Annotated in this window: 4 protein-coding genes, 4 rRNA genes and 1 pseudogene; 7 read left to right on the top strand and 2 right to left on the bottom strand. The window is 59.4% G+C overall.

Features of this window, described 5'->3' with window-relative positions:
• The first annotated feature begins 136 nt into the window (after positions 1-136).
• The 4 genes from MWM45_RS02395 (at position 137) to MWM45_RS17635 (ending at position 6463) form a co-directional block, all read left to right on the top strand.
• A 16S ribosomal RNA gene (locus tag MWM45_RS02395) occupies positions 137-1670 on the top strand.
• Between the two features lie 538 nt (positions 1671-2208).
• Positions 2209-5365, top strand: a 23S ribosomal RNA gene (locus MWM45_RS02400).
• A gap of 296 nt (positions 5366-5661) precedes the next feature.
• Positions 5662-5778 (top strand): 5S ribosomal RNA (rrf, locus tag MWM45_RS02405).
• Together the 16S, 23S and 5S rRNA genes form the textbook arrangement of a ribosomal RNA operon.
• 556 nt (positions 5779-6334) lie before the next feature.
• A complete protein-coding gene (locus MWM45_RS17635) occupies positions 6335-6463 on the top strand; it encodes a hypothetical protein (RefSeq protein ID WP_269076570.1) in 129 nt (42 codons plus the stop codon).
• Positions 6464-6655: 192 nt separating this feature from the next.
• Here MWM45_RS17635 and MWM45_RS02410 read toward each other — a convergent pair whose 3' ends face one another.
• Complete coding sequence (locus tag MWM45_RS02410; protein ID WP_247827973.1) at positions 6656-6985, bottom strand: hypothetical protein; 330 nt, start codon at positions 6983-6985, stop codon at positions 6656-6658.
• A gap of 926 nt (positions 6986-7911) precedes the next feature.
• Between MWM45_RS02410 and MWM45_RS02415 the strand changes: the two genes are divergently transcribed.
• Both MWM45_RS02415 and MWM45_RS02420 read left to right on the top strand, forming a co-directional pair.
• Positions 7912-8334, top strand: coding sequence for a hypothetical protein (locus MWM45_RS02415; RefSeq protein WP_247827974.1), 423 nt, complete (start codon positions 7912-7914; stop codon positions 8332-8334).
• Positions 8335-8535: 201 nt separating this feature from the next.
• Positions 8536-8946: pseudogene (locus MWM45_RS02420) on the top strand (recombinase family protein).
• Positions 8947-9174: 228 nt separating this feature from the next.
• Here MWM45_RS02420 and MWM45_RS02425 read toward each other — a convergent pair.
• Positions 9175-10062, bottom strand: a complete 888-nt coding sequence (locus tag MWM45_RS02425; protein WP_247827975.1) for a class I SAM-dependent methyltransferase — start codon at positions 10060-10062, stop codon at positions 9175-9177.
• Positions 10063-11017: 955 nt separating this feature from the next.
• Between MWM45_RS02425 and MWM45_RS02430 the strand changes: the two genes are divergently transcribed.
• Positions 11018-12551, top strand: a 16S ribosomal RNA gene (locus tag MWM45_RS02430).
• Positions 12552-12859 lie beyond the last annotated feature (308 nt).

Raw genomic sequence — 12859 nt, forward strand, 5'->3', positions numbered from 1 at the left:
GATTGTTTTTTGATTGGTTGAATTGGCTGGTTGTCGCGCATTTTTGTGTGTGGTGGCTGGTTTTTTTGGCTGGTTTCGAATTTTGTGCAGTGGTGTCGCCCGTTTTCCCGGGTGTCATTGTTGTGTCTGTAATGCATTTACGGAGAGTTTGATCCTGGCTCAGGATGAACGCTGGCGGCGTGCTTAACACATGCAAGTCGAACGATGAACCTCACTTGTGGGGGGATTAGTGGCGAACGGGTGAGTAACACGTGAGTAACCTGCCCTTGACTCTGGGATAAGCCTGGGAAACCGGGTCTAATACTGGATACGACCTTCTGGCGCATGCCATGTTGGTGGAAAGCTTTTGTGGTTTTGGATGGACTCGCGGCCTATCAGCTTGTTGGTGGGGTAATGGCCTACCAAGGCGACGACGGGTAGCCGGCCTGAGAGGGTGACCGGCCACACTGGGACTGAGACACGGCCCAGACTCCTACGGGAGGCAGCAGTGGGGAATATTGCACAATGGGCGCAAGCCTGATGCAGCGACGCCGCGTGAGGGATGAAGGCCTTCGGGTTGTAAACCTCTTTCAGTAGGGAAGAAGCCGGCCTTTTGGGTTGGTGACGGTACCTGCAGAAGAAGCGCCGGCTAACTACGTGCCAGCAGCCGCGGTAATACGTAGGGCGCAAGCGTTATCCGGAATTATTGGGCGTAAAGAGCTCGTAGGCGGTTTGTCGCGTCTGCCGTGAAAGTCCGGGGCTTAACTCCGGATCTGCGGTGGGTACGGGCAGACTAGAGTGCAGTAGGGGAGACTGGAATTCCTGGTGTAGCGGTGAAATGCGCAGATATCAGGAGGAACACCGATGGCGAAGGCAGGTCTCTGGGCTGTAACTGACGCTGAGGAGCGAAAGCATGGGGAGCGAACAGGATTAGATACCCTGGTAGTCCATGCCGTAAACGTTGGGCACTAGGTGTGGGGGACATTCCACGTTTTCCGCGCCGTAGCTAACGCATTAAGTGCCCCGCCTGGGGAGTACGGCCGCAAGGCTAAAACTCAAAGGAATTGACGGGGGCCCGCACAAGCGGCGGAGCATGCGGATTAATTCGATGCAACGCGAAGAACCTTACCAAGGCTTGACATGAACCGGAATGATGCAGAGATGTGTCAGCCACTTGTGGCCGGTTTACAGGTGGTGCATGGTTGTCGTCAGCTCGTGTCGTGAGATGTTGGGTTAAGTCCCGCAACGAGCGCAACCCTCGTTCCATGTTGCCAGCGGGTTATGCCGGGGACTCATGGGAGACTGCCGGGGTCAACTCGGAGGAAGGTGGGGACGACGTCAAATCATCATGCCCCTTATGTCTTGGGCTTCACGCATGCTACAATGGCCGGTACAAAGGGTTGCGATACTGTGAGGTGGAGCTAATCCCAAAAAGCCGGTCTCAGTTCGGATTGAGGTCTGCAACTCGACCTCATGAAGTTGGAGTCGCTAGTAATCGCAGATCAGCAACGCTGCGGTGAATACGTTCCCGGGCCTTGTACACACCGCCCGTCAAGTCACGAAAGTTGGTAACACCCGAAGCCGGTGGCCTAACCCCTTGTGGGAGGGAGCCGTCGAAGGTGGGACCGGCGATTGGGACTAAGTCGTAACAAGGTAGCCGTACCGGAAGGTGCGGCTGGATCACCTCCTTTCTAAGGAGCGCCTCGGATTCATGGGCCCATCCTGTGTGGTGGGTGTGTGGTTCGCAGGAGTTAGCCCATAGCGCGGGCGTTTGTTCCGCGGTGGGTGCTCATGGGTGGAATATCAATGGATAGGTGCCTGGTGGTGCCTGCTGGCTGGTGAGTACGTTCCCTTCGGGGTTCTGGAAAGCGTGGGTTGGTGGGGGTTACCGGGTTTTACTGTTTGGCACACTGTTGGGTCCTGAGATAACAGGGCCTCATGTTCTGTGTTGGTTGTGCTGTTGTCCTCGTGTCCGGGGGTGCCTGTTGTGGGTGCTGTTCGGGTGTGGGGGGGTGGTGTGGCCGGTGTGGGGGTGGGGTTCGTTGTTTCTGGTTTTCCTGCGCATGCTCTGCCTGGTCCCGGTTTCGGGGTGGGTGGGGGTGTGTTGGGGTTGTTGGTTGAGAACTGCATAGTGGACGCGAGCATCTTAAAAAGAAGCAATTTCTAAGAATAATCTGGTTCCGATCTTCGGGTCGGGCCTGGTTTTCTCGATATGTTTTTGATCTTAGTGGTCAAGTTTTTAAGGGCACACGGTGGATGCCTTGGCATCAGGAGCCGAAGAAGGACGTGGGAATCTGCGATAAGCCTGGGGGAGTTGATAACCGAACTTTGATCCCAGGATGTCCGAATGGGGAAACCCCGCCCGGCGCGCGAGTGACCGGGTGACCCGTATCTGAACACATAGGGTACGTGGAGGGAACGTGGGGAAGTGAAACATCTCAGTACCCACAGGAAGAGAAAACAATAGTGATTCCGTCAGTAGTGGCGAGCGAACGCGGATCAGGCTAAACCAGTGGTGTGTGATAGCCGGCGGGCGTTGCATCACTGGGGTTGTGGGACTTTCCGTTCCAGTTCTGCCGGACTGGTGAAATGAGTGCGTGCGTATAGGTGAACGGGTTTGAAAGCCCGGCCGGAGAGGGTGTAAGTCCCGTAACCGTAATGCGTGACGCCGTTTGGAGAGGATCCCAAGTAGCACGGGGCCCGAGAAATCCCGTGCGAATCTGCCAGGACCACCTGGTAAGCCTAAATACTCCCTGATGACCGATAGCGGACCAGTACCGTGAGGGAAAGGTGAAAAGTACCCCGGGAGGGGAGTGAAATAGTACCTGAAACCGTGTGCCTACAAACCGTCGGAGCAGACCTAGTTTCTGTGACGGCGTGCCTTTTGAAGAATGAGCCTGCGAGTTAGTGTTACGTCGCGAGGTTAACCCGTGTGGGGAAGCCGTAGCGAAAGCGAGTCTGAATAGGGCGTTGCAGTGGCGTGATCTAGACCCGAAGCGAAGTGATCTACCCATGGCCAGGTTGAAGCGACGGTAAGACGTCGTGGAGGACCGAACCCACTTCAGTTGAAAATGGAGGGGATGAGCTGTGGGTAGGGGTGAAAGGCCAATCAAACTTCGTGATAGCTGGTTCTCCCCGAAATGCATTTAGGTGCAGCGTTGCGTGTTTCTTACCGGAGGTAGAGCTACTGGATGGCTAATGGGCCCTACAAGGTTACTGACGTCAGCCAAACTCCGAATGCCGGTAAGTGAGAGCGCAGCAGTGAGACTGTGGGGGATAAGCTTCATAGTCGAGAGGGAAACAGCCCAGACCACCAACTAAGGCCCCTAAGCGTGTGCTAAGTGGGAAAGGATGTGGAGTTGCCCAGACAACCAGGAGGTTGGCTTAGAAGCAGCCACCCTTGAAAGAGTGCGTAATAGCTCACTGGTCAAGTGATTCCGCGCCGACAATGTAGCGGGGCTCAAGTACACCGCCGAAGTTGTGGCATTCACATAGATCCCAAGCCGGAGACTTGTTCTCCTGAGTTCAGGGGTGTGGATGGGTAGGGGAGCGTCGTGTGGGCAGTGAAGTCGCGGTGTAAACCAGCGGTGGAGCCCACACGAGTGAGAATGCAGGCATGAGTAGCGAAAGACGGGTGAGAAACCCGTCCGCCGAATGATCAAGGGTTCCAGGGTCAAGCTAATCTGCCCTGGGTAAGTCGGGACCTAAGGCGAGGCCGACAGGCGTAGTCGATGGACAACGGGTTGATATTCCCGTACCGGCGAAAAACCGCCAATACTGATCGAGGGATACTAACCGCCAGAAGCATGACCGCCCACCCTTGTGGTGACGTGGTTTTTTGTGGATCGCGGGACCTGATCTCGGGAGGTAAGCGTATTAACAGGTGTGACGCAGGAAGGTAGCCAAGCCGGGCGATGGTTGTCCCGGTCTAAGGATGTAGGGCAGGACGTAGGCAAATCCGCGTCCTTGTGTTCGATCACGAGTCTGAGATCTGATGGGACCCCCGTATGGGGGAATTTGGTGATCCTATGCTGCCGAGAAAAGCATCGGCGCGAGGTTTTAGCCGCCCGTACCCCAAACCGACACAGGTGATCAGGTAGAGAATACTAAGGCGATCGAGAGAATTATGGTTAAGGAACTCGGCAAAATGCCCCCGTAACTTCGGGAGAAGGGGGGCCCCAACCGTGATGGCGACTAGCTTGCCGGAGCGGATCAGGGCCGCAGAGACCAGGGGGAAGCGACTGTTTACTAAAAACACAGGTCCGTGCGAAGTCGCAAGACGATGTATACGGACTGACTCCTGCCCGGTGCTGGAAGGTTAAGAGGACCGGTTAGTTTCACGCTTGCGTGGGACGAAGCTGGGAATTTAAGCCCCAGTAAACGGCGGTGGTAACTATAACCATCCTAAGGTAGCGAAATTCCTTGTCGGGTAAGTTCCGACCTGCACGAATGGAGTAACGACTTCCCCGCTGTCTCAACCATAAACTCGGCGAAATTGCAGTACGAGTAAAGATGCTCGTTACGCGCAGCAGGACGGAAAGACCCCGAGACCTTCACTATAGTTTGGTATTGGTGTTCGGTGTGGCTTGTGTAGGATAGGTGGGAGACTGTGAAGCGTGGACGCCAGTTCACGTGGAGTCATCGTTGAAATACCACTCTGGTCACTCTGGATATCTAACTTCGGCCCGTAATCCGGGTCAGGGACAGTGCCTGATGGGTAGTTTAACTGGGGCGGTTGCCTCCTAAAAAGTAACGGAGGCGCCCAAAGGTTCCCTCAGCCTGGTTGGCAATCAGGTGGCGAGTGTAAGTGCACAAGGGAGCTTGACTGTGAGAGAGACATCTCAAGCAGGGACGAAAGTCGGGACTAGTGATCCGGCGGCACATTGTGGAATGGCCGTCGCTCAACGGATAAAAGGTACCTCGGGGATAACAGGCTGATCTTGCCCAAGAGTCCATATCGACGGCATGGTTTGGCACCTCGATGTCGGCTCGTCGCATCCTGGGGCTGGAGTAGGTCCCAAGGGTTGGGCTGTTCGCCCATTAAAGCGGTACGCGAGCTGGGTTTAGAACGTCGTGAGACAGTTCGGTCCCTATCCGCTGCGCGCGCAGGAAATTTGAGAAGGGCTGTCCTTAGTACGAGAGGACCGGGACGGACGAACCTCTGGTGTGTCAGTTGTACTGCCAAGTGCACCGCTGATTAGCTACGTTCGGATGGGATAACCGCTGAAAGCATCTAAGCGGGAAGCCTGCTTCAAGATGAGATTTCCATACACCTAGAGTGTGAGAGGCCCCCAGCCAGACCACTGGGTTGATAGGCCGGATGTGGAAGCAGGGACGAAAGACCTGCGAAGCTGACCGGTACTAATAAGCCGATAACTTACACCACACACCCACCCCCACCAGAAAACACGGGTGTTCCCGGGCAACCAGGAACCCCCCGACCCCGACGGTGACCCATGGGGAGGGTGAAGATCATATGCTACGCGTCCACTATGCGGTTCCCAACCAACAACAGGAACCACCCATAAACACCAGGAAACCCCCACCAGGGGTCTCTTTCCCGGTCACACCGTTACATCCAGCACGACACGATGTAACCCACAAATTTACCGGCACCCACCACCCCGCCCACCAAAAGGGCACACAGGGGGACACGGCACGGGTGCGCCAGGTAGCAAGGGTTACGGCGGTCATAGCGTGGGGGAAACGCCCGGTCCCATTCCGAACCCGGAAGCTAAGACCCACAGCGCCGATGGTACTGCACCCGAGAGAGTGTGGGAGAGTAGGACACCGCCGGACAACCATTACAGGAAGGCCCCACCACGGTGGGGCCTTCCCACGTTAACCACCCCCACCCACCCCCCGCAGACAGCACCCAACGGCCCCGAGCACCCAACGGGGTGGAGCGTCCACTCGTTACGACTGCATCCTCCACCCAACCGCCCCGACCCTCAGGCCCCCGCCGCCGGCACCCTCACCGACCGCGTCCCTGCCCCGCCCACCAGGCCTCCTGCGCAGCGGCAGCCGGCTTCGGCCAGTGCCTGCCGCGAGGCCCCGACATCTGCCCAGCGCTCGGGAAGTCGCATGCTCGCGAGGCGTCAGGTGGCCGAGCCGCGCGATAAGCATCGTCTTGTCCCGTTACCGCGCTGCCAAAGGCAGGTAGGTGCGCCCAGATCCTTCGATGCAGACAGTCCAGCAACCCCGGGCCCCGATGATCGGCGTCCGCCGGCGGTGCCGTGACGGCGATGCAGCAGGTGTCGCCGTGGATCACGCCCGCACCGGCCGGCCGACTGAGAAGGCAGGGTGGAGCAATCGAAGTGGGCGGGCAGACCCGAGAACAAGCTGGGACGTGGAGGTGCGGCGCCACGTCCTCCCCGGCGAGAAGCTCAGCGCCGCCGTCGTCGTGCTGGACCGGGCGGTCTCACCCGCGGACCTCGCCGCACCCATGCTCGTCCATGCCTTGCTGCGCGTCGGAGCACTCTAAGGGGGACCACGCACGAGGGTCGTCAGATTCTGCGGCCGCCTGCGCTGGGAACCGCGGAGGGTCGGCCACGGTGCAGGGCACGACAGACGCAGAGATGGTTGAAGTCGTTTGCGCTAGGCGTCGTCCTGCTGAAGTCACCTGCCCTGGCTGTCGCGGGTGCCCGTAGAAAATCCTCCCGCGGGCACGGTGGTGCTACTCGCTGAGCCAGGATCCGAGCAACCTGCCCTGGTCCTCGGTCAGCCAGAAGGTGACCTGCTGCTCACCTTCCGGTGTATCGATCACCAGGCTCACCGAGAAGCCGACCTCGCTGCCGATGGTCGGACTCAGACCGAGGTCCTTCACCCGTGGCTCCTGCGGGAGGTCCTGACCCATAAGAATCGTGACGTCCACGGAACCAGTCGTACCGCTCAGAGCTCCCGTGGCCGTGCCGGGGTTGGCCATCCAGGGGGCGCCGTCGTCCAGGCTCGTCTTATGAGCGGCGCAGACAGGCACCTCGCGGCCCGAGTAGGGCGCCAATGTCACCACAGCGGATGCTGACGTGAGACAACGCAATACTGAGCAAGCGGTCATAGCCGCGAGCGTACTGTCTGACTCGGACAAGGTCACCCCTCCCGTACTCGTATCGGGTGACGCAGCAGGGAACGGTCAGCGATCGGCTTACCGGCGTGCGCCCTGGCCGCGGTGCTCGTGTTCTCAGGCGCTGACAACCGGTATCAGGTTGTGGGGTCGTGCGTCCTGGCCCTGATGGCCGTCCTGTCTGTCGCCCGGGCGATCGTCGCGCTGCGCCAGGACGATCACGTCGTCGAGAGCCTCTGACCCGGCCGAAGTACGTACAGCTCCGTCTGCGAAGTGAGTCGCAGACGTGGATCCCTCGCCGGACGTTGTCGCTCGGACCGACCACGGGTGGTTCGATCGGTGTTGCTGCCTAGTTGCTTGACGTCGCCCGGCTGATGACCGCACGGACGGGGCCAGTATTCGGCTCTGTCAGAGAAGACCGCTCGTCGTGCGATCCGCCTGTTGTTGACTAAGGCCATCGGTGGCCACTCGGGGAGAACAGCACGGCTGAGCGTCCGACCAAGTACACGATGGAGCCTGCAGACTTCGGGCTGTCACGGAACCTCGCTTGCCCGCTTCGCACGTGGCCCGACACGCGGCATGCTGAGAATTCGTTCGGGAGTGATGGGAATTTGCCGGAAAGAGAGGTTGCTTGGAAGGAGGAGGGCGCCAATATCGCCGAGGAACGTTGTGCAGAAGTCAGGGCCTTCGCCGACGCGGAGTACGACGAGTAGAACCCACGTCGACCCACGACACCATTAGGGCCCGCAAGCCCATCCCTTCTGCATAACGGTGGCGTTGCGGTTCGGATCCCAGCTGCTGCGCGACGATCGATGGTTGATAGCGTCGGCAGTTGCAGCAACACTTTTCGTGCGGACCGAGGGGGCACGAAGATGCATGTCAAACAGGTGGCCGCGGTCGCGGTACTGGCGTTATCCGCTACCGTGATCAGTGCGTGCAGCGGCGCTGACGACGGCGTCGCCGCTCTGAATCGAGAAGCAACACCGGAGGACCAACTTCCTGACTTCGTTTCTGACTCGAGCCTGGACATCGACTCCGTCCGGAAAGTCGCAGAACAGAATCAGATCTCGTACTTCATCGGTGAAATGAAGGACGATAAGGGCTTCTGCGCCTATTCGACCACGAACGACGACTTCATTGGCGGCTGCGGGGAAGGCAATGGTCAGCTTGTCACCGTCTCGCCCGGTGCTGGTTCAGGCCTTCCCCAATTCACGCTGGTGACGGATTCCTACTCCAGCGAGGACCTCAGGGGAGATGGTTGGACCGAGGTTCACGACAACATCCTGATCCGTTGAACCCAAGTCGGTAAGCACACTCGGTTGGGCGACACTGTCCAGGGATTCCTCCAGCGCATGTGCGACCCGAGGCCAGGGACTCACAGGACTACCGACTCACAGGACTACCGACTCACAGGACTACCGACTCCCAGGATTACCGACTCCCAGGGACGGTCGAACAGGGGCCAACTCTTTTCAACTGGAGATGGATAGCCACGAGTGGTTCGGCGATCTGTGACAGGTCCGCAGCTGCAACTCGATGCGCTCATCACGGTCGGAGTGGAAGAACGCGGTGTCTTCGCCGACGTCACCTCGGGGAGCAGGACCGCGATGGGAACGGCCCGGGATGAGGAAGCTGCTCGTGCTCGCCGCCCTCGCGGAGTACGAACCCGAGCTCATCAGCGAACCAGTCAACGCCGGCGTCGCCGCTGCGAAGCAAAACGGGATTCGTTTTGGTCGCCCGCGCTCAGACCCAGCGGTGATCGCCGAGAAGCTTGGCATGGTGGGCGACGCCCGCGCCCGCAGCCGGACCCCCAGGACGCGGCACGCCTGGTCGGGTGGAACCGGGCGACGCTCTACCGACGCCAGCAGACCCTGGCGCTCAGCGAGAGCACGACGACGTATCGATGAGCTCTCCGTCCTGTGCTGATCGAACGCCCGGGCCAGTGCAGGCGACTTCGAACACCAGTGCAGTCGACTTCGGAATCCGACGAAGGTCGAACCCGACAGAGTCGTGGAGATCGTCGGCCTCGAGGGCGCCCGGTGCACAGATGCTCGACCTCACCGCCCGGTGGGGCCGGTCGTGATGCCCGAGCCTCGTCGTGTTTACCCACAAGTCGACTGCAGTGGTGCCGGCGATCAGGGTGTCTCCTGCGGCATGGATGCGCCGGGTTCGCGCTGCGTCCCGGCCTCCCGTGCCTTCGACAGCGTGAGGATCCCATAGCGCATCGCACCGGTGCGGTAGGCGAGGATCAGGCGAGGGATGCTCAGAACGAAGATGCGATTGCGTGCGCCGAGGGCGAGGCGACGGGTCTCGCGATCGACGAGCAAGGTCCTCACAAGTCGGCGGGCGCAGATGGTCCATGTGCGTGCGACGCGGGCACTGACATCCTCGTAACCGATGATCTGGAAGCCTGCGGCCGTCGCCATCGCCTCGTATTCTTCGCGTGTGCCCATCGAGGGCAGGCGCCCCTCGCGGCAGATCGGCTCGAGCAGATGGCGAACCTTCCAACCGCCGGCGTCAGTCTCGGCAAGCCACGCGCAGACGACCAATCGGCCGCCGGGGGACAGCACACGATGCGCCTCGGCGAAGAACCTGGGTTTGTCGACCATGTGCTCGCTCGACTCGATCGCCCATGCGGCATTGGCCGAGCCATCGGCCAGCCCGTTGGCGAGCCAGTCACGGAGATGGATGTCCACGCCGGGTACGGGATGGGCGGAGGCGTAGTGGGCCTGCTCGGCGGAGAGCGTGAAGCCGGTAACGCTGACCCCGTGTGTCGCCGCGAGTTGCCTTGCAGTAGAGCCATAGCCGCAGCCGATGTCGACGCACGCTTCGCCGGACATGAGGCGCAGCCGATCGCCGACCGTGTCGATCAGCGCCTCGACGGCCTCGGCGGGCGTCTCACGACCCGTCGCCCATAGCCCGTGATGGACGTGATCGCCCCACACTCGCCGATAGATCGGATCGAGCTCGTCGTAGTGATCTGCGACAGCCACGGCGTCCTGGGTAGCATCGGGGACGATCATGCCATCACGCTACAACGCTGATCCGTGCTGTCGGAAGGCCTCGGTTCACGGCTCCCTGACCGTCCAGGGCCCGAGCTGTCTACGCGAATCGGTGTGAGCAGCGAGAGCAGGTGAACGCCCTTCTCCCCACGATCGGGCTCATGATCTCGACGCGAACCCGGACCGTAACTCTGCGATTACCCACACCTGCGCGGCCGCGGGCTGGACACACACCGTGAACAGATCGAAGGCGCCGCACGCGGCTACCGCACCCCAGGCAACTGCCGATCCTGTACCCAGCCGGCCAGTGCCAGCCGGACCGCGGCATGACACTTACCTGAGCAGCGCCATTCCCCCTGCATCGGGAAGAGCCGCTCGTCCCTTTGTCGGGTTGTCGATGCAGGGCGCTCACATGGACCGGACGCAGCATGGAGCCGCACGGTCTCCAGGAGCTGCTGTCCTGGAGGAACGATGTACGCAGCACGGTGAGCCTGCCGGGGGCGGTCCGGTTTGCCCGACCGCCGTGCGACGTGTAGTGTTTCATGAGTTGCCCCGGTGTGGGTGATCATCCCCTACAAATTCCTGTGGTTGGTTCGTGCGCTGTGAGGCGTGGTCGAATTCGACTTCTATTTGTGGTGGGTTTGTTCTTTGTCGTATTTCTTTTGCTGGTGGTTCAGGTCACGGTGAATGGATTTGACAGGGGAAAAGAAAGTGAAATAAGCTGTGAACATAACGGCGAGGGAAAGCGGGGCCGAGCGGCGTGTGAGCGTCGGGTTTCCGTGAGTAATCGGTTGTTCCTGTTGTTTGAGAACTCAATAGTGTGCCAAGTTTGTTGATACCGATTGTTTTTTGATTGGTTGAATTGGCTGGTTGTCGCGCATTTTTGTGTGTGGTGGCTGGTTTTTTTGGCTGGTTTCGAATTTTGTGCAGTGGTGTCGCCCGTTTTCCCGGGTGTCATTGTTGTGTCTGTAATGCATTTACGGAGAGTTTGATCCTGGCTCAGGATGAACGCTGGCGGCGTGCTTAACACATGCAAGTCGAACGATGAACCTCACTTGTGGGGGGATTAGTGGCGAACGGGTGAGTAACACGTGAGTAACCTGCCCTTGACTCTGGGATAAGCCTGGGAAACCGGGTCTAATACTGGATACGACCTTCTGGCGCATGCCATGTTGGTGGAAAGCTTTTGTGGTTTTGGATGGACTCGCGGCCTATCAGCTTGTTGGTGGGGTAATGGCCTACCAAGGCGACGACGGGTAGCCGGCCTGAGAGGGTGACCGGCCACACTGGGACTGAGACACGGCCCAGACTCCTACGGGAGGCAGCAGTGGGGAATATTGCACAATGGGCGCAAGCCTGATGCAGCGACGCCGCGTGAGGGATGAAGGCCTTCGGGTTGTAAACCTCTTTCAGTAGGGAAGAAGCCGGCCTTTTGGGTTGGTGACGGTACCTGCAGAAGAAGCGCCGGCTAACTACGTGCCAGCAGCCGCGGTAATACGTAGGGCGCAAGCGTTATCCGGAATTATTGGGCGTAAAGAGCTCGTAGGCGGTTTGTCGCGTCTGCCGTGAAAGTCCGGGGCTTAACTCCGGATCTGCGGTGGGTACGGGCAGACTAGAGTGCAGTAGGGGAGACTGGAATTCCTGGTGTAGCGGTGAAATGCGCAGATATCAGGAGGAACACCGATGGCGAAGGCAGGTCTCTGGGCTGTAACTGACGCTGAGGAGCGAAAGCATGGGGAGCGAACAGGATTAGATACCCTGGTAGTCCATGCCGTAAACGTTGGGCACTAGGTGTGGGGGACATTCCACGTTTTCCGCGCCGTAGCTAACGCATTAAGTGCCCCGCCTGGGGAGTACGGCCGCAAGGCTAAAACTCAAAGGAATTGACGGGGGCCCGCACAAGCGGCGGAGCATGCGGATTAATTCGATGCAACGCGAAGAACCTTACCAAGGCTTGACATGAACCGGAATGATGCAGAGATGTGTCAGCCACTTGTGGCCGGTTTACAGGTGGTGCATGGTTGTCGTCAGCTCGTGTCGTGAGATGTTGGGTTAAGTCCCGCAACGAGCGCAACCCTCGTTCCATGTTGCCAGCGGGTTATGCCGGGGACTCATGGGAGACTGCCGGGGTCAACTCGGAGGAAGGTGGGGACGACGTCAAATCATCATGCCCCTTATGTCTTGGGCTTCACGCATGCTACAATGGCCGGTACAAAGGGTTGCGATACTGTGAGGTGGAGCTAATCCCAAAAAGCCGGTCTCAGTTCGGATTGAGGTCTGCAACTCGACCTCATGAAGTTGGAGTCGCTAGTAATCGCAGATCAGCAACGCTGCGGTGAATACGTTCCCGGGCCTTGTACACACCGCCCGTCAAGTCACGAAAGTTGGTAACACCCGAAGCCGGTGGCCTAACCCCTTGTGGGAGGGAGCCGTCGAAGGTGGGACCGGCGATTGGGACTAAGTCGTAACAAGGTAGCCGTACCGGAAGGTGCGGCTGGATCACCTCCTTTCTAAGGAGCGCCTCGGATTCATGGGCCCATCCTGTGTGGTGGGTGTGTGGTTCGCAGGAGTTAGCCCATAGCGCGGGCGTTTGTTCCGCGGTGGGTGCTCATGGGTGGAATATCAATGGATAGGTGCCTGGTGGTGCCTGCTGGCTGGTGAGTACGTTCCCTTCGGGGTTCTGGAAAGCGTGGGTTGGTGGGGGTTACCGGGTTTTACTGTTTGGCACACTGTTGGGTCCTGAGATAACAGGGCCTCATGTTCTGTGTTGGTTGTGCTGTTGTCCTCGTGTCCGGGGGTGCCTGTTGTGGGTGCTGTT

The sequence above is a fragment of the Arthrobacter antioxidans genome (assembly GCF_023100725.1).
Lineage (GTDB): Bacteria > Actinomycetota > Actinomycetes > Actinomycetales > Micrococcaceae > Arthrobacter_D > Arthrobacter_D antioxidans.